The following is a 26411-nucleotide window of genomic DNA, read 5'->3' on the forward strand; positions in this document are numbered from 1 at the left end:
GTCGCCTGTGCCGCCCTTTTTGCAGCCTGTCACATGGCGATGGCGCGTAGACGGGCCTGTGCGTACAGTCGCATCATCGGCAAAAGCCGTATATTGCGATGGATTTAGAGAATTATTGGAAAACTGACATCATGACCAAGCAGGCATACCTCGACGCGCTCAGGCAAGCGATGCAGGGTCTGCCACCGGAGACGGTGGCCAAGACCCTGGCCTACTACGAGCAACGCTTCATCGACGGCCTGGTGGCCGGCCGCAGCGAGGCCGAGGTCTATCAGGAACTGGACGAGCCACGCAAGATCGCCATGACCTTGCGCGCCAACGCGCACCTGAGCGAATTCGGCCAGCACAAAACCCCGTTCAACCTGGCGCGGGCGATGGTGTCGTTTGTCGGCCTGTCGATCTTCAACCTGTTCATGGTGATTCCGGCGCTGGTGTACGCCAGCCTGCTGGGGGCGATTTACGTGTCGGCGTTTGCGTTCTACATCGGCGGCGTGGCGCTGACCGCCAGCGGCCTGTCGGGCCAGAATGAACTGGCGCTGGAAGGCCCGCTGCGCCACCTGATGGAATTCACCAATTCCCGCTTCGACACGCCGCAAGAGGAAGAAGACGCCCAGGGCTGGCGGGTGTCGATCGACCGCATGGGCGTGCAGCTCAACAAGGACGAAGTGGAGGCCGCGCCGACCGACGAGGAAGGCCTGAGCCGCAGCGGCCGCCTGTTGAACCGCGCCGAAGCGGTGGCGACCGGCGACGTGCGCATCACCACCGATTTCGACAGCGGCGCCCGCACCACGCAATCGCTGATGGGACTCGGGCTGGTGCTGGGCGGGATCGGCCTGTGCCTGATCAGCATCGTGCTCACGCGCTACACGGTAATCGGCCTGAAACGCTATGCGGCGATGAATATGTCGCTGCTGCGCGGCCGTTGAGGAGAACGAGATGCGAGCATTAATGAAAATCGGCGTCAGCCTGCTGTTACTGGCCTTTGTGCTGATCGGCGTCAGTTACAGCATGCTGAAGGCCTACGGCAGCAGCAGCCCGACCAGCACCGCCGGCCGCTCCCTTGGCGGCGAGACGCGCAAGATCGACGCCATGGCCACTTCGGTGGAGCTGAGCGGCCCGATCGACCTGATTCTGACACAAGGCCAGAACGCCTCGCTGAAGGTGCGCGGCGAGCAGCGCTCGCTGGCCAACATCGAGACCGTTCAAGATGGCCGCGACCTGCACATCGGCACCAAGGGCATGCTGCTCAATCCGCGCCACCGCTTGCAGGTGGAGCTGGTGCTGCCGTCGCTGGAAGAACTGATGGTCAGCAGCAGCGGCGACACCAAAGTATCCGGCTTTAACGGCGAGCGGCTGGAATTGCAGCTGCACGGTTCGGGCAACGTGACCTTCAACGGCCGCTATCGCTCGCTGGCGGCCGGCGCGCATGGCAGCGGCAATCTGAATCTGAATGCGGGCAGCTCCGAGAATGTGGAGCTGGAGATGGTCGGCTCGGGCCAGATCACCGCCTCCGGCAGCTGCAAGACGCTGGACGCGCAACTGACCGGCTCCGGCGACCTGGATGCGCGCCATCTGGCGGCCGACAAGGTCACGGTGAATCTGAAAGGTTCGGGCACCAGCCACGTCTTCGCCAAGCAGTCGGCCGATTTGACGCTGCGCGGCAGCGGCGACATCCGCGTGCTGGGCAATCCCGACCAGCGCAACGTCAGCCGCAGCGGTTCGGGCGACGTTAGCTGGGAGTGAGCGCAGCGGCGCCGCCGTAGAGCCGCGCCACGCGCAGGCTGCAGCGCCTGTCCCGCCACGACGCTACATGTGAGGCTAGTTCGCCGCGCGCCAGGCCAGCGCATCGCGCGCTGCGGCCACGCCGCCGGCAAAGCAGGCGGTAAGCAAATAGCCGCCGGTCGGCGCCTCCCAGTCAATCATCTCGCCGGCCACGAACACGCCCGGCAGGGCCTTTAGCATGGTGCCCTGCAACGCATCCCAGCGCACCCCGCCGGCGGTGCTGATCGCCTCATCGATGGGGCGCGGCCGCAGCAGCCGCACCGGCAAACGCTTGATCGCCGCCGCCAGTTGCACCTCGTCGCTGAACTGCTCCTTGCTCAGACACTCCCGCAGCAGCCCGGCCTTGACGCCCTTGATGCCCAAACGGCTTTGCAGATGGCTGGCCATCGAGCGCGCGCCGCGCGGACGCGACACTGCGTCCAGCACGCGCTGCGGCGCCCAATCCGGCATCAGGTCCAGCCAGATCGTCGTGTAGCCCTCGGCCGCGATCTGATCGCGCAACGGCGCCGACAGCGCATAAATCAGACTGCCTTCCACGCCGCCCTGCGTCACCACAAACTGCCCCTGGCGGCGCATTTCCTGGCCCTGCGCATCGCGCGCGATCACCGCCACCGTCATCAACGGCTCGCCGGCGTGACGGCTGCTGAAATGCTCACTCCACGCCACATCGAAGCCGCAATTGGCCGGCGCCAGCGGCGCCACCGCAACGCCGCGCGACGCCAGCCATGGCAGCCACGCGCCATCCGAACCAAGCCGCGCCCAGCTGCCTCCACCGAGGGCCAGCACTACTGCGTCCGGCTTCACCAGCACCTCGCGCGCGCCGGCCACGCCCGCGTCGTCAGGCGCCGCAAAGCGCAGCGCATCATCCTGCCAACCCAGCCAGCGATGCCGCATGTGGAAGCGTATGCCGCTGTCGCGCAACTGATGCAACCAGGCGCGCAGCAACGGCGCCGCCTTCATATCGGTCGGGAACACGCGGCCCGAGGTGCCGACAAACGTCTCCAGCCCCAGGCCCTGGACGAAGTTGCGCACATCCTGCGGGCCAAAGGCGTCCAGCATCGGCCGCAATCCCTGCACGCTGGCGCCGTAACGCGTAACGAAATCCGCATACGGCTCGGCGTGCGTGATGTTCATGCCGCTGCGCCCCGCCAGCAAAAACTTGCGGCCGACCGAAGCCATGGCATCATAAACGTCCACCTGCGCCCCGCCCTGCGCCAGCGTTTGCGCGGCCATCAGCCCGGCGGGGCCGCCGCCGATGACGGCGACGCGAAAAGATGTCAAACTAGGCTGCATGCATTCGGTCCGATAAAAACAAGGGAGATAATATGGGTGCGCTATTCTGGATAAAACGCTTTTTGCTGGCGGCGGTGCCGCTGGCCGCGCTGCTGGCCGCCGTCGAATGGTTCAAGGGCTCGACCGCCAGGGAAGACTATCTGAGCGCCGGCGCATGGGCCTTGATCGCGGCCGCCATCTTCACGTATTCCGCCTGGCGGCGCCATCGCCACGCCAGGGCCTGCGGCATGTGCGACGACCTGGCCGCCGCGCGCAAGGCCAAAAAGACCACCTAGCCGCCGGTCACCGGCGGGAAGAACGCCACTTCGGCGCCATCGGCAAGCGCCGTATCGGCGTCGCACATCACCTGATTGCAGGCCATGCGCAGCGCCGGATGGCTCAAGGCCTGCTGCCACTGTTCACCACGCGCCGCCAGATATTCGCGCAGCGCGCCCACCGTGCCGAGACCAGCCGGCAGCGCCATCGACTCAGACGATGCTCCCACTGCCTCGCGCACGCTGGCAAAAAATTTTACGGTAATAACCATCTTTACAATCAGTACAATAACTCGTTAAACGGTATGAATCGAACCAGGTCGCCGGCGGCGATGGCCTGGCCGGGTGGGTTGTCGATCACGCCATCGCCCCACACCGTCGACGTCAGCACGCCGGAACTCTGGTTGTGGAACAGCTCCACGCCGCCCGCATCATTGATGCGCGCGCGCAGGAACTCATTGCGCTTGTCGGCCTTCGGCCAGTCGAAATCGGCGCGCATCGGGAACGCGCGCGGCGCAATCGCCCTCTCTACCCCTTGCAGGCGCAGCACGAACGGCCGCACGAACATCATGAAGGTGATGAAGCTGGACACCGGATTGCCCGGCAGGCCGATAAAGAACGCCTGCTGCACCTCGCCGAACGCCAGCGGCTTGCCCGGCTTGACGGCGATCTGCCACATATTCAGCTTGCCCTCGGCTTCCACCGCCGGCTTGATGTGATCCTCCTCGCCGACCGATACGCCGCCGGAAGTGATGATCAGGTCATGCCCTTGCGCCGATTCGCGCAGCACCGAGCGCGTAGCCTCCAGCGAATCGGGCACGATGCCGAAATCGGTGATTTCGCAGCCCAGATTCTCCAGCAGCGCACGCAGCGTAAAACGGTTGGAATTGTAGATCGCGCCCGGCGCCAATGGCTCGCCAGGCATGGTCAGCTCGTCACCGGTGAAGAACACCGCCACCTTCAGCTTGCGCTTGACCGGCAGTTCCGCCAGCCCGACCGATGCGGCCAGGCCCAGCTCTTGGCTGCGCAAGCGCGCCCCAGCCGGCAGCACCACGCTGCCACTGGTGATATCCTCACCGGCGCGGCGTATCCACTCGCCGGACTTCGGCGCATGCTTGATCGTGACCACGTTGCCCGCCAACTCGCACTGCTCCTGCATGACCACAGCGTCCGCGCCTTCCGGAATCATGGCGCCGGTGAAGATGCGCGCCGCAGTCCCCGGCAGCAAAGGCTGGCCGACATGGCCGGCCGGAATCCGCTGCGACACCGTCAGCGACGCATGGCCGCCGGCGCAATCGGCGGCGCGCACCGCGTAGCCGTCCATCTGCGTGTTGTCGGCGCCCGGTACGTTCATGGCCGAAACCTGGGCCTTGGCCAGCACGCGGCCATTAGCGGCCAGCGTGGAGATGACTTCGATATCCTGCACCGGTCGCGCAGCAGCCAGCATCAGGTCCAGCGCTTCGCGGACGGCCAGCATCGGCTTGCGTTCCATTACAGGCCCGTATTGGCAGCGATGTACGCCTTCATGGCGGCGACATCCGGTTTCATGACGACGAACTTTTGCGGCAGGTCTTCGATGTTCTCGAAGCCTTCAGGACGCTCGGCATCTTCGCCTAACGCTTCCAGGATGGTTTCGTTGAACTTGGCCGCCAGCGCGGTTTCCAGCACGATCATGGTCACGCCAGGTTCCAGATTCTCCTTGGCGACCTTGATGCCGTCGGCGGTGTGGGTGTCGATCACGATACCGTAATCATCAGCCACGTCGCGGATGGTGTTGACCCGGTCGTCATGGGTCGACTTGCCGGACTTGAAGCCGTAATTGGCCACCAGCTTGAACTCGTCGCCGTCGCTGCCAGGCTTGCCGGACAGGTCGAAGCCGCCGTGGGTGTCCACTTTGTGGAACAGTGCGCGGGTGCGGTCGCCGTCGCGCCCCACCAGTTCATACACGAAGCGCTCGAAGTTGGACGCCTTGGAGATGTCCATCGACGGGCTGCTGGTGTGATAGGTCTCGGCCGACTTGCGCACGCGGTACACGCCGGTGCGGAAGAATTCATCCAGCACGTCGTTCTCGTTGGTGGCGGCCACCAGCTTGTCGATCGGCAGGCCCATCATGCGGGCGATATGGCCGGCGCAGATATTGCCGAAGTTCCCCGACGGCACGGTGAACGACACCTTCTGGTCGTTGGAGGTGGTCGCCGCCAGGTAACCGCGGAAGTAGTACACCACCTGCGCCACCACGCGTGCCCAGTTGATCGAGTTGACGGTGCCGATCTTGTACCTGGCCTTGAATTCCAGGTCGTTGGACACGGCTTTGACCATGTCCTGCGCATCATCAAACACGCCTTCGATGGCGATGTTGAAGATGTTCGGGTCCTGCAGGCTGAACATCTGCGCGGTCTGGAAGGCGCTCATCTTCTTGTGCGGCGACAGCATGAAGACACGGATGCCCTGCTTGCCGCGCATCGCGTATTCGGCGGCGCTGCCGGTATCGCCGGAAGTGGCGCCGAAAATATTCAGTTCCGCGTTCTGCTTGGCCAGCGCGTACTCGAACAGGTTACCCAGCAACTGCATGGCCATATCCTTGAAGGCCAGCGTCGGGCCATTGGACAGCGCCTGCAATACCAGCCTGGTGCCGTTCTCGCCCTCTTCCAGCACGCGCAGCGGCGTAATCTGGGAAGCCTTCTCGCCTTCGCGAACGTTTTTATAAACTTCTTTGGTATAGGTCTTGGCGGTCAGCGCACGCAGATCGGCTTCCGGAATATCGGTCGCAAACTTCTTCAGGATCTCGAACGCCAGGTCGGCGTACGACAGCTGGCGCCATGCATCCAGCTCCGCGCCGGTTACTTGCGGATAGGTCGCAGGCAGGAACAAGCCGCCGTCAGCGGCCAGGCCGCCCAGCAGAATATCGGAAAATTGTTGAGGAGACGAAGCGGCGGCCGACTGGGCGGCGCGAGTAGACACGTATTGCATAAATAAGAAGAGATTCCAGTTGAGCTGCAGGACGGTACAAAGCGAGGGACTATTATAGTGCGCCTTGCGCCCAGCCGTGAAATTCACGTTGTTTTATGGTCATGACCTTGACCTGCGGTGCTGGCTGGTGACCGGGCCAGGCCCTATACTGCCGGATACTGCTGAATTACAGCCTAACTTCCGCATCTCGCCGCAAAACCACATGAAGTCCCACGTCACCCCGCCACGCCCCCAGTTCATCAGCTACCTGTGGGCCTGCTTTGCCACACTGCTGCTGGTTGCGGCAGCCTTCATGTTCTACGTGTGGACCGAAAAGCGCATCGACCACGCCAATGCGCTGCGCTACACCTCGCACAATCTGGTCGAGGAGTTGCGCCAGTCCTCCGACGACCTGACGCGCATGGCGCGCACCTACGTCGCCACCGGCGAGGAGCAATACCGCAAGCACTACAACGAAATCGTCGACATCCGCGACGGCCGCGCGCCGCGCCCGCAAAACTACGAGAACGTGTATTGGGATCTGGTGCAGGCCAACGGCCAGCGTCCGCGCGCCGCTGGCGCCGCCGTGCCATTGATGCAAATGATGCGCGAAGCCGATTTCGCGCCGGAAGAGCTGGCGCTGCTGGCCGCCGCCAAGAACGAATCGGACAAGCTGGTGGGGCTGGAGGTCGCCGCGATGGACCTGCGCGCGGCCGGCGGCGACGTCGCTCAGGCCACCGCCATGCTGTACGACGCCGCCTACCACCGCGCCAAGGCCGACATCATGCGCCCCATCGGCGCCGTCAACGACAGCGTTGACCGCCGCACCCGCAGGCTGGTCGAGGAGACCGCGCGCGATGCCAACCTGGCCCGGTGGGCCTTCATGTTCAGCGCCGTGGTGCTGGTGCTGCTGGTATGGCGCGCCAAGCGACGGCTGGACGCGTCGCTTGGCTGCTCGGTCGACCAGCTTCAGGCCAGCATGGAAAAGCTGGGGCGCGGCGATTTCTCCGATCCGCTAACCGTCACCGACGATGCCCGCGACAGCGTGTGGGGCTGGCTGGCCCATACACAGCAAGGCCTGGCGCGGCTGGACGCCGAACGCAATGAGGCGGTGGAACGCATCCAGCGCGTCAGCCGCCTGTACTCGGCGCTGAGCCAGTGCAACCAGGCGATTGTGCGCAGCCACAGCGAAGCGGAACTGTTCGAGCGCATTTGCCGCGACGTGGTCAGCTACGGCGGCATGGCCATGGCGTGGATCGGCATCATCGACAAGCAGCATGGCCGCATCGACGTCGCCGCCTCGTTCGGCGGCGGCGTCGAATACCTGGACCAGCTGGAAGTCTCGCTCGACCCGAACACGCCGGAAGGCCGCGGTCCGATCGGCCTGTCCTACCACAGCGGCCAGCCTTACTGGTGCCAGGACTACCAGCACGCGCCGGAGACGGCCCACTGGCACGCGCATGGCGCGCGTTATGGATGGGCCGCGTCGGCGGCGATTCCGTTGCGCCGCGACGGCGAGATCATCGGCTTCTTCGCGCCCTACTCCAGCACCGTCAACGCCTTCGACCAGGACGTGCGCGAACTGCTGCTGGAAATGACGCTCGATATCGAATTCGCGCTGAAGAACTTCGACCGCGAGGCGGTACGCCAGCAGGCCGACCAGCGCGTGCAGTATCTGGCGCATTACGATGTGCTGACCGGACTGCCGAACCGCTCACAGTTGCACGAACGCGCGCGCCACCTGCTGGAACATGCGCGCAACAGCCGCACCTCGATGGCGTTGATGATGCTGGACCTGGATCACTTCAAGGACATCAACGATTCGCTCGGCCACACGGTGGGCGACGCGCTGCTGTCGGAACTGGCGCTGCGCCTGACCAGCTGCCTGCGCGACACCGACCTGGTGGCGCGCCTCGGAGGCGATGAATTCATCTTCGTGCTGCCGAATGCCGGCGGCGGCGAAGCGAGCGACGTCGCCCGCAAGCTGCTCGACCTCACCGGCCAGGCCTACACGGTGGGCACGCACGACCTCAAGGTGTCGGCCTCGATCGGCATCGCCATGTATCCGGACGACGGGCTGGATATCGAGACGTTGTTGCAACGCGCCGACGCCGCCATGTACCAGGTCAAGCGCGCCGGCCGCCACGACTTCCGCTTTTTCACCGCCGCCATGCAACAGCGGGCCGCGCGCCACCTGCAGGTGGTAAACGCGCTGCGCTACGCGCTGGAACGCGAGCAGATGCACGTGGTGTATCAGCCGCAGGTCTCGCTGAAGACCGGCCGCATTGTCGGCGCGGAGGCGCTGCTGCGCTGGAGTACGCCGGAGCTGGGCGTGGTATCACCTGCCGAATTCATTCCGGCCGCCGAGGAAAGCGGCCTGATTGTGTCGATCGGCGACTGGGTGCTGCGTCAGGCCGTGCGTCAGGCGCGCCAGTGGCTGGACGACGGCCTGCCGCCGCTGGTGATGGCGGTGAATCTGTCGGCCATCCAGTTCCGCACTGCCGACCTGCCCTCGCATGTGGCGCAAGTGCTGTACGAAGAAGGCCTGCCGCCAGAATACCTGGAACTGGAATTGACCGAGGGCGTGGCGGTGCAGGACCCGCAAGGCGCCATCGCCACCATGAACCAGCTGCACGACCGTGGCATCCGCATGTCGATCGACGATTTCGGCACCGGCTTCTCGTCACTCAGCCACCTGAAGAAGTTCAAGGTCTACAAACTGAAGATCGACCAGTCCTTCGTGCGCGACATCAGCACCGACAGCGAGGACAAGGCCATTGTCAGCGCCATCATCAACATGGCGCGCAGCCTGGGGCTGACCACCATCGCCGAAGGCGTGGAGACCACGGCGCAGCTGGACTTCCTGCGCGAGCAGGACTGCGATGAGATGCAGGGCTACCACTTCAGCAAGCCATTGCTGCCGGATGCCTTCCGCGCGCTGCTGGAAGCTTAAGCTTTCACCCGCCGCGCCGCAAAGAACCGGTTGAAGCCAAAACCGGCCAGCAGAATCGCCAGGATCAGCGCCTGGGAACCCAGCGTTTCGGCGGTCGGCAGCAGGCCCAGCATGTCGATGCGAGGGAAGCTGACCGGCGTCACGCCCACCCAGCCAGCTTCCTGCAACGCCGCCACGCCCTTGCCGATCAAGATCACTGCCAGCACCGCGACAAAGCCGGAGGTGAAGGAGAAGAACTTCCCGATCGGCATACGCGCGCTGGAGCGCAGCAGCACCCAGCCAATCATCGCCAGCAGCACCACCGCCGCGATGAAACCTCCCAGCAGCGCGCCGCCGTTGCCGTCCGCCGCCAGCGCAGAGTAGAACAGTACTGTCTCGAACACTTCGCGGTAGACGGCGATGAAGGACAGCGCGAACAGGCTCCACGCAGTTTTGCGGGTCATCGCCGCCGACAGCTTCCCGCTCAAATATTCCTGCCAGCGACCGGCGCTGCTCTTCTGGTGCATCCACAGGCCAACGCTCAACAGCACCAGTGCCGCGAACACCGAGCCGACGCCTTCGCTGACTTCGCGACTGGCGCCGCTGATGGTTACCAGGTAGGTCGCCGCCACCCAGGTCAGCACACCCGCCACCAGTGCGCCGATCCAGCCGGCGTGGACATGCAGCAGCACGTCCTTGCGCTGCGCCTTGCGCAGGAAGGCGACGATGCCGATCACGATCAACAGCGCCTCAACGCCTTCGCGCAGCAGGATGGTCAGCGCGCCGACGAAGGTCGTCATCGGGTCGGCCTTGGCGTCACCGAGTTCGGCTTCCACCAACGTAAACAGCTGCGCGAGTTCCCTGCCGACCGCGTCGGCCTTGGCCACATCGCCGCCAGCGACGGCGGAGCGATACGCCAGCATGGCGCTTTCGACAGCCGCCAGCAGTGACTTGTTACGCGCGCCGACCACCGGTTCGATCGGCTCGAAGCCGTCCAGATAGGCGGACAAGCCAAGCTTGGTGGCCGCCGCGCGGTCGCCCGCATGCAAGGCGGCCAGGCTTTCCGCCAGGCGGGCGCGCGACAGCGCCAGGCCGGACGGTTTTTGTCGTTCGGCCTGCGCCGGTTGGCTGCGAATGTAAGCGGTCAAATCATGCGCCGTCTGCATGCCGGTTCTGGCGGCGATGGCTTCCTGCGTCAGCGTGGTGACTGCGGCCAGGTCGGGGAATTGCGCATGCAGCGCGGGATGATCCTTCCATAATTTTTCGCCGCGCGCGCGGGCGGCAGCATCGAACGACAGGCCGCCGATGAAGAACGCGAGATCCCAGCGGTCGGCTTCCGGCAAAGCCGCAAAACTGGCCATCGAGGTTCCCGCCACTCCTTGCGACACCACCTGGTACAGCGCCATCAGGCTGCGCGACTGCGCGCGTTCAGCGTCCGAGAAAGCAATCGGCTTGGGATCGAGCGTGGCGGCGAGTGCGCCATCGCCATGACCCGCCGCGCCGTGACAGGCGGCGCACTGCGCGGCATACAGCGAAGCGCCGCGTGCCAGATTCGGCAAGGCCTTCGGCGCCACCGGAATCGGATAGGCAGCGATCAGCAAAGCGTTGGCGCGGTGTGCAAGATTCTTGACATCGGCCGCATCGGCCTTGCGCATGACAGCGGCGCGCAGGTCTGCCACCGCAGCCGATACCGCCCCCTGGGACGCATGCGGCGGCAGGCCAGCGGCTTGCTTGACGGCGTTGTCGGTGAAGTCCAGCATTTCCGCATATTCGGACTCACTGGCCACCGCGCCATGTTCCACCGCACCGCCGTAATCGACGGCGACGTAATCAATCAGCTGCCATAACTGCCTTGCGCCGGCGCTTGGATCGCTCGCCTGCGCGTGCACGGTTCCATTCAGGCAGAAGGCCAGCAGCGCTATCGACCAGATTCTCATCGCAATCAACATGATTCTTATTCTCATTGTGTATCCAAGTCGGCGACTATATTCCAATTTCCAAGTTTCTGCAGGTTGACATCATCGATTACATGTGTAATCGTTAACCGCATGAATAAACCTATGCAAATCAGCGATGCCGAATCGCAAGTCATGGAAGTGCTGTGGAGCGGTAGCCCGCGCACGGCGGAAGACGTGGTGGCGGCGCTCAGCGATCAACAGGCCTGGCAAGTCGCCACCATCAAAACGCTGTTAAATCGCCTGCTCAGAAAAGGAGCGGTGCGCGCCGACAAGGACGGCCGGCGCTTCCTCTACTCGCCGCTGCTGACGCGTGACCAGTGGCTGGTGACGGAAAGCGGCAGCATGGTGCAGCGCCTGTTCGGCGGCCGCATCGCGCCGCTGGTCGCGCATTTCGGCCAGCACGGCAAACTGAGTGCAGACGATCTTGAAGATCTGAAGCGACTGGTCAAAGAGCTTAGCGATGGCAAATGACATCCTGCATGCGCTGCTTGCCGCCAGCCTGATTGCCGGCGCTGTCATTGCGTTGCTGTGCGCCGCGCGTGTGCCGCTGCGACGTGCGTTTGGCGCGGCGGTCGCCTACATGGCGTGGGCCGCAGTGCCGATCGCGCTGGCGGCGACAGCACTGGCCATGCTGTCCACCGTACGCATGCCTGCTCAGGTGCAGCAGGTGGTGGCACCGTTGCGCCATCTCGCCAGCGCTGGCCTGCCCGCCGCCGGCATCGCCGGCATGCCATGGCAGCAGTGGCAGACGTGGTTGGCGGCGGCCTGGCTGGCGGTGGCCGTGGCGATGCTGGCGTGGTATGGCGTCGCTCACCGTCGCTACCGCAAGCAGCTTGGCCCGCTCCGCCGCGATGGCAGTCTCTATCACAGTATGCGCACCGACGAAGGGCCGGCGGTGGTTGGCCTGTGGCGGCCCGTGATCGTGGTGCCGGCCGATTTCGCCGCGCGCTACACGCCACAAGAGCAGCAACTGATCCTCGCCCACGAAGCTGTGCATCTGCGCCGCCGCGATCCCTTGATGAACGCCCTGTGCGCACTGCTTCAATGCGCGCTGTGGTTCCATCCGCTGGTGCATCTGGCCGCGCGCCGCTTCCGGCTGGATCAGGAACTGGCGTGCGACGCCGCCGTCATGCACGCGCATCCAGGCTTGAAGCGCAGCTACGCCGAGGCCATGCTGAAGACGCAGATGTCCACCCAGGCAGCACTGATCCATTGCCACTGGCAGTCCACTCACCCACTGAAGGAGCGCATCATGCAGTTGCAGCAAACGCCACCCACCAGGCTTCGCCGCGTGTTCGGCCGCATCACCATCACCGCCCTCGTCGCCGCCTGCGGCTACGGCGCCATGGCCGCCAACGCCGGCGTGGCAAGCCCGGACAAATACATGGTCACTATGAAGTTGAGCGCGGGCGGCGAGTCGTCCTCGCCGGCACTGCTGGTGCAGGAAGGCGTGCAGGCGGCAGTGACCAGCACCGGGAAAGGCGGCAAATGGCGCACGGAGCTGATGCTGACCAAGGCCAGCGCCAGCTCCGTGTTTGTGAAAGCGGTCATCAAGCATGACGACCGCGTGATCAGCAGCCCAGGCTTGCTGGTGCCGATCGGCGAAACCGCAACCGTCGGCGTGGACGATCAGTTCAAACTACAACTGGCCGTCAGCAAGCCGCGTGATTGACGGTGATGACGTGAATCGCCAGGCCGCCCAGCGAAGTTTCTTTGTACTTCGCCTGCATGTCGGCGCCGGTCTGGCGCATGGTCTCGATCACTTCATCGAGGCTGACGAAGTGCGTGCCATCGCCCTTTAGAGCAAGCGAGGCGGCCGTGATCGCCTTGACGGCGCCCATGCCGTTCCGCTCGATACAGGGAATTTGGACCAGCCCTCCGATCGGATCGCAGGTCATGCCCAAGTGGTGCTCGATGCCGATTTCGGCGGCGTTCTCGATCTGACCATTGCTGCCGCCCAGCGCGGCGACCAGGCCCGCAGCAGCCATCGCGCAAGCGACGCCCACTTCGCCCTGGCAGCCGATTTCCGCGCCGGAGATCGACGCATTCCGCTTGCACAGCATGCCGATGGCCGCAGCCGTCAGCATGAAGTCGCGCACGCCGGTGACCGGGTCGCTCGGCTTGCAGTCTTCCGCGTAGTAGCGCAGCACCGCCGGGATGATGCCGGCCGCGCCGTTGGTCGGCGCGGTGACCACGCGTCCGCCGGCGGCGTTTTCTTCGTTGACCGCCATCGCATACAGGCTGACCAGATGCATGGCGTCGTGCGGCAGGCTGTCCGCCGGGCTGCTGGTGCTGGCCTGCTTCCACAGGCCGGCGGCGCGGCGCTTGACGTTCAAGCCGCCCGGCAACTGGCCCGGCGTGTCGAGACCATGGGCGATACAGTCGCGCATCACCCTCCAGATTTTATCCAGGCCGGTGTTCAGCTCATCGTCGCTGACGCGCACGCGCTCATTCGCGCGCAGCATCTGCGGGATGGTCAGGCCGCTGCGCACGCCGTGCGCCAGCAGTTCGTCCATGGTGCCGAACGGGTAAGGCACCACCACCGACGCCGCCAACGCCGCCTCCTCGCCCTCTTCGCGGATAAAGCCTCCACCGACCGAGTAGTAGACTTTGGCGACGCTGCTGCCGTCCTTGCGAGTCAGCGTGAAGCGCATGCCGTTCGGGTGCTCCGGCAGCGATTCGGCCATGTGGAATACCAGATGCGTGCCGCGTTTGAACGGCACCACCTGCTTGCCGAGCAGCGCGAGCTGGCCGGCCGCCTCGGCTTCCGCCAGTTGCGCATCCACGCGGGTCGGCACCACGTCCTGCGGCGTTTCGCCCATCAGGCCGAGCAGCACGGCTTTGTCGGTCGCGTGGCCGATACCGGTCAAGGCCAGCGAGCCATATAGCTCGGCCTTGACTTCGGTCACGTCCTCCAATGGCGCGTTATCCAGCAGGAAGCGGCGCGCCGCAACCATCGGGCCCACGGTGTGCGAGCTCGATGGGCCGATGCCGATCTTGAACAGATCGAAGACGCTCATGTCCATCAGGCGGCCTTGCCCAAGCTGACGTCGATATTGGCCAGCATGCTGTCGACCATTTCATCGACGCCGATGCGGGCTTTCCAGCCCCAGTCCGCAGTGGCGGTTGCGTCGTCCAGGCTTTGCGGCCAGGAGTCGGCGATGGCCTGGCGGCTGTCCGGCTGGTAGGCGATTTTAAAGTCCGGCAGCTTGCGGGTAATCGCCGCAGCCAGCTGCTCCGGATTGAACGACACCCCGGCAACGTTGTACGAGGAACGCACCTTGACCAGCTCCGCCGGCGCATCCATCAACTCGATGGTGGCGCGGATCGCGTCGGGCATGTAGATCATCGGCAGCGTGGTGTGCGGGCCGAGGAAGCATTCATAACGCTCGCCGCGCAGCGCCGAGTGGAAGATCGCAATCGCGTAATCGGTGGTGCCGCCGCCCGGTGGCGACTTGTAGCTGATGATGCCTGGGTAGCGGATCGAACGCACGTCCACGCCGTACTTCAGGAAATAGTATTCGCACAGGCGCTCGCCGGCCAGCTTGCTGATGCCATAGATGGTGGTTGGGTCCATCACCGTCAGTTGCGGCGTATCGGTTTGCGGCGTGTTCGGGCCGAAGGCGGCGATCGACGACGGCCAGAACACCTTCAGCGGCTTGCCGATGGCGCCGCGCTCGCGCGCCACTTCCAGAATATTCAGCAGGCCGTCCATGTTCAGCGTCCACGCCTTCAACGGCGCCGCTTCGCCGGTGGCCGACAGCATCGCCGCCAGCTGGTACACCTGGGTGATGCCTTCATCGGTGATCAATGAGGCCAATGCTACTTTATCCAGCACGTTCAGCATGGTGTAGCGCGCTGCCTGATACAGGTTGGTCGGGCTGACATCGCTGGCGATGACGTTCTGTGCACCGTGTTGTGTGGCCAGTGCTTCCACCAGTTCACTGCCGATCTGGCCATTGGCGCCGATGACGAGAATTTTTTGTTGTTCCATTTCTGTGTTCCTGACGATTTTCATATTAGTTCTTCAGCAGGCCCAATTCGCGGCCGGCCTGTTCGAATGCCTTGAGTACGGTGTCCAGCTGCTCGCGGGTATGCGCGGCAGACAGTTGGACGCGCACGCGCGCCTGGCCCATCGGAACCACCGGGTAGAAGAAGCCGCTGAGCAGCACGCCCAGTTCATACATTCGCGCGGCGAACTTCTGCGCCACCGGCGCTTCGAACAACATCACAGGAACCACAGGGTGGGTGCCCGGCTTGATAGTGAAGCCGAGCGCTTCGATCTCTTTACGGAAGTACGCGGTGTTCTCGTGCAGGCGATCGCGCAGTTCGGTCGATTGCGACAGCTGCTGCAGCACGGCCAGCGACGCGCCGGCGATCGACGGCGCCAGCGTGTTCGAGAACAGGTAAGGACGCGATTTCTGGCGCAGCATCTCGATTACTTCCTTGCGGCCGGAGGTGAAGCCGCCCATGGCGCCGCCCAGCGCCTTGCCCAGCGTGCCGGTGATGATGTCGATCTTGCCGACCACGTTGTGGTGCTCGTGCGTGCCGCGGCCGGTCTTGCCCATGAAGCCGGAGGCGTGGCATTCGTCGATCATTACCAGCGCGCCGTATTTGTCGGCCAGCTCGACGATCTTGTCCAGCTGGGCGATGGTGCCGTCCATCGAGAACACGCCGTCGGTGACGATGACTTTATGGCGCTTGTCGGCGGCCGCTTGCAGCTGCTTTTCCAGGTCGGCCATGTCGTTGTGGGCGTAGCGGAAACGCGCGGCCTTGCACAGGCGAATGCCGTCGATAATCGAGGCGTGGTTCAGCGCGTCGGAGATGATGGCGTCGTTCTCGTCGAACAACGGCTCGAACACGCCGCCGTTGGCATCGAAAGCGGCTGCATACAGAATCGTGTCTTCGGTGCCGAGGAACCTGGAGATGGCCTGCTCCAGCTGTTTGTGCACGGTCTGGGTGCCGCAGATGAAGCGTACCGACGACAGGCCGTAGCCATATTTTTCGGTGGCGTCGATGGACGCCTGCGCCACCCACTCCTCGCCCGACAGGCCGAGGTAATTGTTGGCGCACATATTGATCAGCATTCGGCCATCCTCACTCATCACTTCCGAGCCCTGGCGGGAGGCCAGTACGCGCTCTGGCTTGTACAGGCCCTGTTCGCGCAATTGATCCAGGCTTTGCTGGAGGCCGCTGTAGAAGGTATTTTGTGGATTGCTCATGATGGTCCTCAGGTCTGTGATACGATTTCGCTATCTTATGCGAAATTCGTTATGTCGAATTCAAATTCGATATATTGAATTTTATCGAGAACCAGTGAACTCCGCAACCAAAACAATGAAAACAACTGTATCAACCGTTTCCACCAACGCACCACCGGAAGTCGGCGCCGCCCTGCAGCGCCTGCGCCTGGCCCGCGGCCTGACGCTGGAAGATCTGTCGCGCATCGCCGGTGTTTCGAAGTCAATGTTGTCGCAAATTGAACGCGAGAAGGCCAACCCCACCATCGCCATCACCTGGCGGCTGGCCAATGCGCTGGGCGTGCAGATCGGCGAACTGCTGGCCACCGCCGAGCGCGAGACCGAAACCATCCGCGTGATCGACGCCCACGAGACGCCCACCCTGCCCGGCCTGCACGCCGGCTACGTGCTGCGCATTCTGGGCCCGCTGGAGCTGGCCAGCAAATATGAATGGTATGAACTGACGCTGTCGCCGGGCGGCGAGCTGGCCTCGCAAGGCCACGATCCGGGCGCGCAGGAACATCTGACGCTGCTGCACGGCTCGGTCGAAGTGCAAGTCGGTAACGACAAAAAGAAGGTCAAACTGGGCAGCACGGCGCGCTACCCGGGCGACCAGCAGCACATCATCCGCAACGTCGGCAAGACCGAGGCGAAGGCGCTGCTGGTGGTGATCCACCGCTAATGACTACCAGTTGGCTTCGCGCTCCGGCGTGGAGCTGATGCGGTGGATCGACAGGTCGGCGCCCTGGAATTCCTCTTCCGGGTCCAGGCGCAGGCCCAGCGTGGCTTTCAGCACGCCGTACACCGCGTAACCGCCGATCAGCGCCACTGCCACACCCATCACCGTGCCGACCAGCTGCGACAGCAGCGAGACACCGCCCATCCCACCCAAGGCCTTCTGCCCAAAGATGCCGGCAGCGATGCCGCCCCAGGCGCCGCACAGGCCGTGCAGCGGCCATACGCCCAGCACGTCGTCGATCTTCCACTTGTTCTGCGCCAGCGTAAACATCCAGACAAACACCGCGCCGGCGATGCCGCCGGTGACCAGCGCGCCGAGCGGATGCATCAGGTCCGAGCCGGCGCACACCGCCACCAGGCCGGCCAGCGGGCCGTTGTAGGCGAACCCGGGATCGTTCTTGCCCATCATGAGCGCGACCAGCGTGCCGCCCACCATGGCCATCAGCGAGTTGACCGCAACCAAACCGTTCATCTTGTCCAGCGACTGTGCGCTCATTACGTTAAAGCCGAACCAGCCGACGGTCAGAATCCACGCCCCCAGCGCCAAAAACGGGATCGACGATGGCGGATGGGCGGCGATGGCGCCGTTTTTCATGTAGCGGCCACGGCGCGCGCCCAGCAGCAACACCGCCGGCAGCGCGATCCAGCCGCCCACCGCATGCACCACCACCGAGCCGGCGAAGTCGTGGAAGGCGGCGCCGAAAGTGTGCGTCAGCCAGTCCTGCACGCCAAAACGGTTGTTCCAGGCGATGCCCTCAAAGAATGGATAGATCAGGCCGACCAGCAAGGCGGTGGCGATGGTCTGCGGATGGAAACGCGCGCGCTCGGCGATGCCGCCGGAAATGATCGCCGGAATGGCGGCGGCAAACGTCAGCAGAAAGAAAAATTTGACCAGCTCGTAGCCGTTCCTGGCGGACAGCTCCCCGGCCGAGGAGAAGAAATTGATGCCGTAGGCAATGCTGTAGCCGACGAAAAAATACGCGATGGTCGATACGGCGAAGTCGACCAGGATTTTCACCAGCGCGTTGACCTGGTTTTTCTTGCGCACCGTGCCCAGCTCAAGAAAAGCGAAGCCCGCGTGCATGGCCAGAATCATGATAGCGCCGAGCAAAATGAATAAAGCGTTGGCGCCGTCTTTGTGTGCATCCATCAACAATCACTCCCCAAAACAATGCAGAAATTAAAAACGTTTCATGCTAGAAGCAATAATCGTTCCAATTTGGTGCAAATTTTAAGTGATTGATTTCAATGGTTTTTCAAATGGTGCAAAAATGCGCACCGACCCGGTGCGCACTAAAACAAGGCGTTATTTTGGTGCGTTCTTGCAGCGACCCAGCCACCATGCTCATCAAGCCAGCCCGCCGGACGGGCGCCCGGCGTGGCGATTTGTTACTGTCCAGCAGTCGTCGCGTCGCCGCTATCCATGTGCAGCGCGCGGGTCAGGAAGCCCCAGCGGTCCACCACTTCGTCGATCTGCTTGGTGGTCGGCTTGCCGGCGCCGTGGCCCGCCTTGCTCTCGATGCGGATCAGGATCGGCGCGCCGCCGGCGGCCTGGTCGGCCTGCGCAGTGGCGGCAAACTTGAAGCTGTGGGCCGGCACCACGCGGTCGTCATGGTCGGCGGTGGTGATCATGGTGGCCGGGTAGCAAGTGCCTTTCTTCAGGTTGTGCAGCGGCGAATACTTGAGCAGCGCCTTGAATTCGTCGGCGTTGTCGGACGAACCGTAGTCCGAAGTCCACGCCCAGCCGATGGTGAATTTATGGAAGCGCAGCATATCCAGCACGCCCACTTGCGGAATCGCCGCCGCAAACAGGTCCGGACGCTGCGTCATCGCCGCGCCGACCAGCAGGCCGCCGTTGCTGCCGCCACCGATGGACAGCTTGGCCGGCGAAGTCACCTTGTGCGCCACCAGCCATTCTGCGGCGCCGATAAAGTCGTCGAACACGTTCTGCTTTTGCAGCTTGGTGCCGGCGGCGTGCCACGATTCGCCGTACTCGCCGCCGCCGCGCAGGTTGGCCATCACGTAGACGCCGCCCATTTCCAGCCACGCCAGGTTGGCCACCGAGAAGCTGGGGGTCAGCGAGATATTGAAGCCGCCGTAGCCATACAGGTAGGTCGGATTGCTGCCGTCCAGCTTCAGGCCTTTTTTCGAGACGATGAACATCGGCACCTTGGTGCCATCACGCGAGGTGAAGAACTCCTGGCGGGTTTCGAACGCGGTCGGATCGAAGTCCACTTTCGGCTGGCGGTACACACTGCTCTTGTTGGCCTTCAGGTCGTAGCGGTAGATGGTGCTCGGCGTGGTAAAGCTGGTGTACGAGTAGAAGGTCTCGGTGTCGCCGCGCTTGCCGCTGAAGCCACCGGCGGTGCCCAGGCCAGGCAGTTCGACGTCGTGCAGCGCCTTGCCTTTCAGGTCGTAGACCTTGACCAGGCTATGCGCGTCGCTCAGGTAGTCCACCAGCAGTTGGTTGTTGACCACCGATGCCGACACCATGGTGTTGCTGCTTTCCGGGACGATCTGCTTCCAGTTCAGCACACCCGGCTTGCGGGTGTCGATGCTGACGATGCGGCCGCGCGGCGCATTGCGCTCGGTGCGGAACAGGAACACCGGACCGTCATTGCCGACGAAGTCATAGGCGGCGTCGAAGTCCTCCAGCAGGCCGACCACTTTCGCGTCCTTCTTGCTCAAGTCCTTGTAGAACACGCGGTTCTTGTTCTCCGTGCCTTGCGAAGCACTGATGATCAGGAAGCGGCCATCCTCAGTGACCTGCGCGCCGAAGCCCCAGTCCTTGTGGTCCGGGCGTTCGTACACCAGCACGTCCGCGCTTTGCTGGGTGCCCAGTTTGTGGAAGTACAGCTTCTGGAAGTAATTGACGTCGGCCAGCTTGGTGGCTTCCTTCGGCTCGTCGTAGCGGCTGTAGAAGAAGCCTGAACCGTCGTGCAGCCATGCAGTGCTGGAGAACTTGACCCACTTGATGTGGTCTTCCACGTCCTTGCCGCTGTCGATGTCGCGCACCTTGATCTCGTTCCAGTCGGAGCCGGAAGCAGCGGTGCTGTAGGCCAGGTATTTGCCATCCGGGCTGACGGCCAGGCCGGCCAGCGCCACGGTGCCGTCGGCGGCCAGCGTGTTCGGATCGAGCAGCAGGCGTGGCACGTCGGCCAGCGTCTTGGTGGTGTACAGCACCGCCTGATTTTGCAGGCCGTCGTTACGGCTGTAGAAATAGCGGCCGCCTTCCTTGAACGGCACGCTGAAGCGCTCGAAGTTCCACAGCTTGGTCAGACGCTCCTTGAGCGCTGCGCGGCCGGGAATCTGCGCCAGATAACTTTGCGTCAGCTGGTTCTGCGCCACTACCCAGTCCTTGGTCTCGGCGCTGTTGGCGTCTTCCAGCCAGCGGTACGGATCGGCGATGACGGTGCCGTGGTAGTTGTCCTGCTGGTCCACTGTGTGCGTAACCGGATAGGCCAGGCCGGCGCCGGCGACGTTACAGGTTTGCGCCATGGCGCCTTGCGCCACCAGAACTGCGGCAGCCATGGCTGCGTGTTTCAATTGCTTCATTCGAGGGTCCATGTAGTCAAAGAAGTGCTGTGGATCATAGCGGTTTTTTATTCGGCGCGTAACAGCGCCTCGGCGTTGACGATGCGAACGTCGTGCATCTGGTTCAGGTACGCATCCAGATAGCCTTTGTGCGAGGCGCCGACGATCACCAGCATGCGGCCGCCGGGTTGCGTGGTCATCACCTCGCGGATGTTGGAGGCCATGCGCAGGTTGCGCGTCTCCCATGAGCCGGTGTAGTTGCGGCCATAGTGCTGCGGCGAGGGTTCTTCCAGCGCCGCGCCGAAGTCACTGTGGAAGGTCTGCTCCGGCGCGCCCGGCGCGTTATAGGCGCGGTACATGGCCAGCACCCCGGCCGGCGTGTCGAGATGCGCCTGCAAGGCATCGGAAGCCTGCTTGCGTTCTGCAGTGTAGCGATTGTCCCAGGCTTTCATCACGGCGGCGCCGTAGGCTTTTTCGTCCCCTGCAGAGGCGTCGGAGGTGTGGTCGTCCATCGGATAGACGCGCTCATGGCCACTGCGCACGGCCAGCGGCACGGCGATCAGATAGTCTTCGTTGCGCTTCTGGCGCAGCTTCTCCAGGCTGTCGACCAGGCCTTGGTCCAGGCCATCGCCGGCGCGGCGCTGTTCCGCCGGCAGGCGCAGCCACTGGACCGTGGCCGATGCAGGTTCGCCGCCAGCCAGGAACAGCGACGCCAGCTTGCGGCGCTGGGCCGGCGCTGGCGCGGCAGGCCACGCGGCGAGCATGCGCTCCGCCTGTGCGGTGGCCGCCGGCACATCGAGGCCGGTGGCGCCAAGCGCGGGCGCCGTATCAAAGCAATAGGTCTTAACGGTGTCGGCGTAGCGCTCGGGGTATTGGCGCAGGTAGGCGCATTGCGGGCCGGACAAGGCCTCGATGGCGATGGCCTTGGGCCGCCAGTTCGCCAGCAACTCCAGCAACGCGCTCAGATTGGCGGGATCGAAGGACTTGGGCAGCTGCGACAGATGCTCGGTGCCGAGGACCAGCAGCTGGTTCGGCTGGCCGTTTTGCAGCTTGAACGCGCCGGGAGAGAAATCAGTGGATTCCGCAGCGGATACCTGGCTGGCAAGGGCTGCGACGATCAAGGCGGCAAACAGACGGCTCATGCATTCTCCCGGAATGATTACGATGCCGCCAGCTTACTGCGGCTACGCGCGCGTGCGCGCTTGAAATGCGACGTAATGCAGTTTTCGTGGGATGGAATGCAAATCAGCTATCGGCGGCCACCGCGCTGTCGTCGGTTTGCGCGATGGCGATCGGCGCCTGCCATTTCTCCAGCCACGGGATCATCTGGTCGCCCGGGATCGGACGGCTCATGAAATAGCCCTGCCCCTGGTCGCAGCCCAGCTCCGCCAGCAGCCGCCATACGGCTTCGCTCTCGATGCCCTCGGCCACTACGCGCAGGCCCATGTTGTGGCCAAGGTCAATGGTGGAGCGCACGATCTTGGTGTCGCCTTCGTCGTTCTCCATATTCAGCACGAAGGACTTGTCGATCTTCAGTTCATTCACCGGCAGGCGTTTGAGGTAGGCCAGCGACGAGTAGCCGGTGCCGAAATCGTCGATCGACAAATCGAGACCCATGGCGCTCAGGCGCTCCAGCGTTTGCTGCGCGCGCACCGGATCGTCCATGATGGCACTCTCGGTGATCTCCAGGCAGAACGAGCCAGGCGTCAGCTTGTGACGCGCCAGCAGGTCGGCAAACTTGGCCGGCAGATCCTGGTCCAGCAAGTCGCGGGTGGACAGGTTGACCGACACTTTCAACGGGTGGCCCTTGAGCGCCAGTTCGCGGCACAACTCGGCCGAACGCTCCATCACCCAGCGCGTCAGCACGCGGATAAAGCCGGTCTGCTCGGCGAACGGAATGAACTCGTCGGGGAATACATTGCCGCGCTCCGGATGAACCCAGCGCACCAGCGCCTCCATGCCCACCACTTTACCGGTCTGCAGCGAGATCTTCGGCTGCACGTGCAGGCGGAACTCGTTGCGCTCGGCGGCGTTGCGCAGCTCCGTCAGCAGCGACAGGCTCTTGGCGCTGGATTTGTCCATCGCCGCGTCGTACACCACGGCGCCGTCGTTGCGCTGCTTGGCGGCGTACATCGCCACTTCGGCCATGCTCAACAAGGTCTCGCCATCGTCCGCATGTTCCGGATAGGCGGCGATGCCGAGGCCGGCGCCGATGTCGACCATCTGGTCTTCCAGCGACAGCGGGGTTTCCAGCGCCTGCAAAATCTCGGCCGCCATCAGCAGCGCGGCGTCGATGTTCGCGGCCGGCAGCAGCACGGCAAATTCGTCGCCGCCCAGACGCGCCACTTGTGCCGACAGCTGGCGGCGATTGGCCAGCAGCAGCTGCAGGCGCCCCGCCACCTGCTGCAGCAAGGCGTCGCCAAAGCTGTGGCCCATGACGTCGTTGACGTGTTTGAAGCGGTCCAGGTCCATCATCAGCACGAACAGGGCCTCCTCGCGGCGGCGGGCGTCCTGCAGCGCGTCGTTCAGCTGCACCACGAACTGTGCGCGGTTCGGCAGGTTGGTCAGCGGGTCCCAATACGCCAGCCGGCGGATTTCCTGTTCGCGCTTGGCGATCCCCTCGCGCATGGAATCGAAGGCGTGCGCCAGCTGGCCGATTTCATCTTCGCGCGTGCTGTCGATCGAAACCTTGTAGTCGCCGCCTTCCAGCCGCTTGGCGGTGGTCACCAGCTCGCTGATCGGCTGGGCGATGCGCTTGGCGGTGAACACGATGGCCAGCGCCGAGGCGAAAATGCCGCCCAGCGTCAGGCCGATCAGCCAGCGCTCGAGCCGGCGGTATTCGGCCGTCGCTTCGTCGATTGAGCGCGCCAGCAGCACGCTGGCGGTCTGGCCGCTGTCCTCGCCGATCGACAGCAGGCGCGCGCTGTACTGCGAGGTCTCCACCGTGATGTCGAACGGCCCCGCAGGCGGCTTGCCGCCCAGCGCCTGCAACTGGTCGACCACTTCCTGTGCCGACGGTCCGACGAAGGTGGAGCCGGCCGACAGCCATTTGCCCTGCGTGTCGCGGGTCAGCACCGTGGTGTGCAGCGAGCTGACTTCGCGCATGTCGTTGGCCAGCTGGCGGTCGATCGGGAAGGTCATCACAATCCAGCCGATGGTGATCGGCGCCTTGACCGGCATGGCGACAATCTGGAACGGCCGGTGGTCGACGATGGCGATGCCAATGGCGCCGTCGCCCGCTTCCGCCGCGTCCAGCATCGACAGCGCGATTTTCTGCAGGCCCGCCGCCTGCGGCGGATTGGTGGAGACGCTGATCTTGCGGTCCTCGCCGATCAGCATGGTGAGCGAAGCCTTGATGCGCCGGCCGCTGTTGACCAGCGCCGACTCGATGGTGGCGCGGTCGCTTTCATCGTTGTTGCCGATGGCGGCCACGAAGGCGGTATCGCGCGCCAGCAGCCGCGCGCCAAAGCGCAGGTTCTGCGCATTCTGCTCCAGCAGCCGGTGGAACACCTTGGCGCCGTTGACCAGCTCACTGCTGATGGCCAGCCGCGCGTTGTTGTCGATGCCGCGCTGGATCACCAGCAGCCCCACCACCTGCACGGCCACGATCAGCACCAGGAACAAGGTGACAATACGGCTTTCGAGGCTGCGAAAACGCAAGTGCATGCTGGGACTATCCTATTTAAAGCGCAGCGTCGTCGGCCGCAATGGGTTTCATCGGCAGCTTGAACAACGCGGTGGCCAGTTCGCCCGCCTTCACCGTCAACACCTGTTCCGGCGTCGCGCCGCCCACGGTATTGTAATGCCAGGCCTTGACCACGTACTTGCCGCCCGCCGGCAGGTCGATGCGCACCGCGCCGCCGCCATCGGTCTTGGCGAAATATGGCGTGTCGACGATCTTCACGTAGGCGATCATTTTGTCATGAATATTGCAGCCCAGGACCACCGTGCCGGCCTTGTCGAAGATCTGCGGCGACGCCGCCTGGCCGGAATACAGCTTCTGGTCGAACTTGTGCGCCGGCGAGAACGAATAAATGTGGTGACGGACCTTGTCGTTGTTCGGGAAGTTGATGGTGGCGCCGGTCTGCACAACGGTCACCATCGGCAGAAACTTCAAGCCCTTCTGTTCGATCAGTGCGGTGCCCGGCTTGCCGCCGGTGGCGCCGCCCTCGGCCTCGATATAGACCACGGTGTCCGGTAGCACCTTGCCAGTGGCATCCTGGACCTGCACCGCAATCCCGGTGGCGCCGGCGTGGGCCGCGCCAACCAGGCCCAGGCAAAAAGCGAAATGACGATACTGCATAAGTTCCCTGTTCTCTCGGCGACGGCATAAGTGTAGCGCATGTGCAGAACAACTGTTTCCCAAATTCATCATCCAGTCATAAATTGACTCTATGATCGTACAGTTAAACCGACAATTGGCAAATGATTCATCGTGAATTCCGCCCTCCAGCCATCCGGTGGCGCCACAGTCACCTACCTGACACCTCGCAAAGAAGACGAGGAAGCGGTGCTGCGCGCGCATTTATACGACATCCTGGCACGCAAGCAGCTGAGCGCGTGGTTTCAACCGATTGTACACATGCAGCGCGGCGAAATCATCGCCTATGAAGGATTGATACGCGGACCGTCCGACAGTCCGCTGCATGCGCCGATGAATCTCTTCCAGACGGCGCGCGCCAACGGCCTGACGGTGCAGCTGGAGCACCTGTGCCGCAAGGTGGTGCTGGAGCGTTTTGCCGAGCTGGCACTGCCGGGCAAGCTGTTTCTCAACGTCAGCCCTGAATGCCTGCTGCAACGCGACGCCCGCCGTGGCGAGACGCTGGAAGTGATCCAGCAGATCGGCATCAACCCCGAGCGGGTGATCATCGAGCTGACCGAAAACCAGCCCACCTACGATTATGATTTGATGCGCGAAGCGGTGCTGCATTACCGCAAGATGGGCTTTCAGATCGCTATCGACGACCTCGGCGAAGGCTTTTCCAGCTTGCGGCTGTGGTCGGAATTGCGGCCGGAATATGTCAAGATCGACATGCACTTCATCCAGGGCGTCAACCGCGACCCGCTCAAATTGCAGTTTATACGCTCGATCCAGGAGATTGCGGAGAAGTCCAACACCCGCGTGATTGCCGAGGGCATCGAAACCCAGGCCGAGCTGCTGGTACTGCGCGAGGTGGGCGTCGCTTACGGTCAAGGCTACCATCTGGGGCGGCCGCATCCGATGCCGGCCCGCACCGCGCCCGCCGACGTCATCAAGGCGCTGGCGCGTCATGGCCGGGCCAGGTATCCGCAGCGCGCGGTGGATCCGCATGCCGGCCGCATCCACCAGCTGCTGCACGAAGTGCCGACCGTGTCGCCATGCACGAGCAACCGCGACGTCTACCAGATATTTCAGCAGCATCCCAAGCTGATGAGCATCCCGGTGGTGGACGACGGCCAGCCGCTGGGGCTGATCAACCGCTTCGACATGATCGAGCATTTCGCCCGGCCCTATGAGCGCCAGCTGTACGGCAACAAGTCGTGCAAGCAGTTCATGGACCGCCAACCGCTGATCGCCGACCGCAATACCAGCTTGCAGGAACTCGGCTGCCGCATGGCCGAGGCTGAAGCGCACCACCTGTTCAACGGCTTCATCATTACCGAACAGGGCCGCTATCTGGGCATGGGCACCGGCCACGACCTGATGCGCGCGATCACGCAGAGGCAGATCAACCAGCCGCCGCCGGGCTAG

20 protein-coding genes and 1 pseudogene are annotated in these 26411 nt (G+C 63.8%); 8 read left to right on the forward strand and 13 right to left on the reverse strand.

The window, feature by feature from the left end:
• Positions 1-131: 131 nt before the first annotated feature.
• Entirely contained in the window at positions 132-926 is a 795-nt protein-coding gene (locus tag GTP55_RS17070; RefSeq protein WP_161046054.1) for a DUF1700 domain-containing protein, read from the forward strand.
• A 10-nt stretch (positions 927-936) separates the two neighbouring features.
• Positions 937-1743, forward strand: coding sequence for a head GIN domain-containing protein (locus GTP55_RS17075; RefSeq protein WP_161046055.1), 807 nt, complete (start codon positions 937-939; stop codon positions 1741-1743).
• 75 nt (positions 1744-1818) lie between these two features.
• On the opposite strand, the gene GTP55_RS17080 is transcribed toward GTP55_RS17075, so the two are convergent.
• On the reverse strand, positions 1819-3075 hold the full coding sequence (locus tag GTP55_RS17080; protein ID WP_161046056.1) for a TIGR03862 family flavoprotein: 1257 nt from the start codon (positions 3073-3075) through the stop codon (positions 1819-1821).
• Between the two features lie 32 nt (positions 3076-3107).
• Between GTP55_RS17080 and GTP55_RS17085 the strand changes: the two genes are divergently transcribed.
• A complete protein-coding gene (locus GTP55_RS17085; RefSeq protein ID WP_161046057.1) occupies positions 3108-3350 on the forward strand; it encodes a hypothetical protein in 243 nt (80 codons plus the stop codon).
• On the opposite strand, the gene moaD is transcribed toward GTP55_RS17085, so the two are convergent.
• Genes moaD through thrC form a run of 3 tightly spaced genes read right to left on the reverse strand, consistent with a single transcriptional unit; the run spans position 3347 to position 6299 of the window.
• Positions 3347-3601: a molybdopterin converting factor subunit 1 gene (moaD, locus tag GTP55_RS17090; RefSeq protein ID WP_161046058.1), complete on the reverse strand. Its 255-nt coding sequence runs from the start codon at positions 3599-3601 to the stop codon at positions 3347-3349. The genes GTP55_RS17085 and moaD overlap by 4 nt on opposite strands.
• 8 nt (positions 3602-3609) lie before the next feature.
• A complete protein-coding gene (locus tag GTP55_RS17095; RefSeq protein ID WP_229257986.1) occupies positions 3610-4821 on the reverse strand; it encodes a molybdopterin molybdotransferase MoeA in 1212 nt (403 codons plus the stop codon).
• The gene (gene thrC, locus GTP55_RS17100) at positions 4821-6299 is read right to left on the reverse strand and encodes a threonine synthase (protein WP_161046059.1); all 1479 of its coding nucleotides are present in this window, start codon (positions 6297-6299) and stop codon (positions 4821-4823) included. The genes GTP55_RS17095 and thrC overlap by 1 nt, the downstream gene beginning before the upstream one ends.
• 202 nt (positions 6300-6501) lie before the next feature.
• Here thrC and GTP55_RS17105 point away from each other — a divergent pair, with 202 nt between their 5' ends.
• Positions 6502-9231 (forward strand): putative bifunctional diguanylate cyclase/phosphodiesterase, encoded by a 2730-nt coding sequence (locus GTP55_RS17105; RefSeq protein WP_161046060.1) that lies wholly within the window; start codon positions 6502-6504, stop codon positions 9229-9231.
• Here the strand turns inward: GTP55_RS17105 and GTP55_RS17110 are convergent.
• Positions 9228-11159, reverse strand: a complete 1932-nt coding sequence (locus GTP55_RS17110) for an FTR1 family protein (protein ID WP_229257992.1) — start codon at positions 11157-11159, stop codon at positions 9228-9230. The two genes, GTP55_RS17105 and GTP55_RS17110, sit on opposite strands and share 4 nt — an antisense overlap.
• A gap of 111 nt (positions 11160-11270) precedes the next feature.
• Between GTP55_RS17110 and GTP55_RS17115 the strand changes: the two genes are divergently transcribed.
• Positions 11271-11639, forward strand: a complete 369-nt coding sequence (locus GTP55_RS17115; RefSeq protein ID WP_161046062.1) for a BlaI/MecI/CopY family transcriptional regulator — start codon at positions 11271-11273, stop codon at positions 11637-11639.
• Positions 11629-12840 carry a M56 family metallopeptidase gene (locus GTP55_RS17120; protein WP_161046063.1) on the forward strand — a complete coding sequence of 404 codons (1212 nt, stop codon included), beginning with the start codon at positions 11629-11631 and terminating at the stop codon, positions 12838-12840. The genes GTP55_RS17115 and GTP55_RS17120 overlap by 11 nt, the downstream gene beginning before the upstream one ends.
• Here the strand turns inward: GTP55_RS17120 and GTP55_RS17125 are convergent.
• Genes GTP55_RS17125 through kbl form a run of 3 tightly spaced genes read right to left on the reverse strand, consistent with a single transcriptional unit; the run spans position 12821 to position 16390 of the window.
• Positions 12821-14194: an L-serine ammonia-lyase gene (locus tag GTP55_RS17125; RefSeq protein WP_161046064.1), complete on the reverse strand. Its 1374-nt coding sequence runs from the start codon at positions 14192-14194 to the stop codon at positions 12821-12823. The genes GTP55_RS17120 and GTP55_RS17125 overlap by 20 nt on opposite strands.
• The gene (locus GTP55_RS17130; RefSeq protein WP_161046065.1) at positions 14194-15162 is read right to left on the reverse strand and encodes an NAD-dependent epimerase/dehydratase family protein; all 969 of its coding nucleotides are present in this window, start codon (positions 15160-15162) and stop codon (positions 14194-14196) included. The genes GTP55_RS17125 and GTP55_RS17130 overlap by 1 nt, the downstream gene beginning before the upstream one ends.
• 25 nt (positions 15163-15187) lie before the next feature.
• Entirely contained in the window at positions 15188-16390 is a 1203-nt protein-coding gene (gene kbl, locus GTP55_RS17135) for a glycine C-acetyltransferase (RefSeq protein WP_161046066.1), read from the reverse strand.
• A 115-nt stretch (positions 16391-16505) separates the two neighbouring features.
• On the opposite strand from kbl, the gene GTP55_RS17140 reads away from it, so the two are divergent.
• Positions 16506-17090, forward strand: a complete 585-nt coding sequence (locus tag GTP55_RS17140; protein ID WP_161046067.1) for a helix-turn-helix domain-containing protein — start codon at positions 16506-16508, stop codon at positions 17088-17090.
• Between the two features lie 3 nt (positions 17091-17093).
• Here GTP55_RS17140 and GTP55_RS17145 read toward each other — a convergent pair whose 3' ends face one another.
• The 5 genes from GTP55_RS17145 to GTP55_RS17165 form a co-directional block, all read right to left on the reverse strand.
• Positions 17094-18296, reverse strand: coding sequence for an ammonium transporter (locus GTP55_RS17145; protein ID WP_161046068.1), 1203 nt, complete (start codon positions 18294-18296; stop codon positions 17094-17096).
• A 239-nt stretch (positions 18297-18535) separates the two neighbouring features.
• A complete protein-coding gene (locus tag GTP55_RS17150; protein WP_202423743.1) occupies positions 18536-20701 on the reverse strand; it encodes a prolyl oligopeptidase family serine peptidase in 2166 nt (721 codons plus the stop codon).
• Between the two features lie 47 nt (positions 20702-20748).
• Positions 20749-21822, reverse strand: a complete 1074-nt coding sequence (locus GTP55_RS17155) for a DUF5694 domain-containing protein (protein ID WP_161046069.1) — start codon at positions 21820-21822, stop codon at positions 20749-20751.
• Positions 21823-21925: 103 nt separating this feature from the next.
• Complete coding sequence (locus GTP55_RS17160; protein WP_161046070.1) at positions 21926-24346, reverse strand: putative bifunctional diguanylate cyclase/phosphodiesterase; 2421 nt, start codon at positions 24344-24346, stop codon at positions 21926-21928.
• A gap of 16 nt (positions 24347-24362) precedes the next feature.
• Complete coding sequence (locus GTP55_RS17165; RefSeq protein WP_161046071.1) at positions 24363-24983, reverse strand: methylamine utilization protein; 621 nt, start codon at positions 24981-24983, stop codon at positions 24363-24365.
• Between the two features lie 210 nt (positions 24984-25193).
• Between GTP55_RS17165 and GTP55_RS17170 the strand changes: the two are divergent.
• Positions 25194-26393: pseudogene (locus GTP55_RS17170) on the forward strand (EAL domain-containing protein); the annotation flags it as partial.
• Positions 26394-26411 lie beyond the last annotated feature (18 nt).

This window comes from Duganella margarita (assembly GCF_009857535.1).
Lineage (GTDB): Bacteria > Pseudomonadota > Gammaproteobacteria > Burkholderiales > Burkholderiaceae_D > Rugamonas > Rugamonas margarita.

Excerpts from the sequence above, each read along its gene's own strand:
- GTP55_RS17070 (WP_161046054.1), top strand. The coding sequence starts at position 132 with ATGACCAAGCAGGCATACCTCGACGCGCTCAGGCAAGCGATGCAGGGT.
- GTP55_RS17075 (WP_161046055.1), top strand. The coding sequence starts at position 937 with ATGCGAGCATTAATGAAAATCGGCGTCAGCCTGCTGTTACTGGCCTTT.
- GTP55_RS17080 (WP_161046056.1), bottom strand. The coding sequence starts at position 3,075 with ATGCAGCCTAGTTTGACATCTTTTCGCGTCGCCGTCATCGGCGGCGGC.
- GTP55_RS17085 (WP_161046057.1), top strand. The coding sequence starts at position 3,108 with ATGGGTGCGCTATTCTGGATAAAACGCTTTTTGCTGGCGGCGGTGCCG.
- moaD (WP_161046058.1), bottom strand. The coding sequence starts at position 3,601 with ATGGTTATTACCGTAAAATTTTTTGCCAGCGTGCGCGAGGCAGTGGGA.
- GTP55_RS17095 (WP_229257986.1), bottom strand. The coding sequence starts at position 4,821 with ATGGAACGCAAGCCGATGCTGGCCGTCCGCGAAGCGCTGGACCTGATG.
- thrC (WP_161046059.1), bottom strand. The coding sequence starts at position 6,299 with ATGCAATACGTGTCTACTCGCGCCGCCCAGTCGGCCGCCGCTTCGTCT.
- GTP55_RS17105 (WP_161046060.1), top strand. The coding sequence starts at position 6,502 with ATGAAGTCCCACGTCACCCCGCCACGCCCCCAGTTCATCAGCTACCTG.
- GTP55_RS17110 (WP_229257992.1), bottom strand. The coding sequence starts at position 11,159 with ATGTTGATTGCGATGAGAATCTGGTCGATAGCGCTGCTGGCCTTCTGC.
- GTP55_RS17115 (WP_161046062.1), top strand. The coding sequence starts at position 11,271 with ATGCAAATCAGCGATGCCGAATCGCAAGTCATGGAAGTGCTGTGGAGC.
- GTP55_RS17120 (WP_161046063.1), top strand. The coding sequence starts at position 11,629 with ATGGCAAATGACATCCTGCATGCGCTGCTTGCCGCCAGCCTGATTGCC.
- GTP55_RS17125 (WP_161046064.1), bottom strand. The coding sequence starts at position 14,194 with ATGGACATGAGCGTCTTCGATCTGTTCAAGATCGGCATCGGCCCATCG.
- GTP55_RS17130 (WP_161046065.1), bottom strand. The coding sequence starts at position 15,162 with ATGGAACAACAAAAAATTCTCGTCATCGGCGCCAATGGCCAGATCGGC.
- kbl (WP_161046066.1), bottom strand. The coding sequence starts at position 16,390 with ATGAGCAATCCACAAAATACCTTCTACAGCGGCCTCCAGCAAAGCCTG.
- GTP55_RS17140 (WP_161046067.1), top strand. The coding sequence starts at position 16,506 with ATGAAAACAACTGTATCAACCGTTTCCACCAACGCACCACCGGAAGTC.
- GTP55_RS17145 (WP_161046068.1), bottom strand. The coding sequence starts at position 18,296 with ATGGATGCACACAAAGACGGCGCCAACGCTTTATTCATTTTGCTCGGC.
- GTP55_RS17150 (WP_202423743.1), bottom strand. The coding sequence starts at position 20,701 with ATGAAGCAATTGAAACACGCAGCCATGGCTGCCGCAGTTCTGGTGGCG.
- GTP55_RS17155 (WP_161046069.1), bottom strand. The coding sequence starts at position 21,822 with ATGAGCCGTCTGTTTGCCGCCTTGATCGTCGCAGCCCTTGCCAGCCAG.
- GTP55_RS17160 (WP_161046070.1), bottom strand. The coding sequence starts at position 24,346 with ATGCACTTGCGTTTTCGCAGCCTCGAAAGCCGTATTGTCACCTTGTTC.
- GTP55_RS17165 (WP_161046071.1), bottom strand. The coding sequence starts at position 24,983 with ATGCAGTATCGTCATTTCGCTTTTTGCCTGGGCCTGGTTGGCGCGGCC.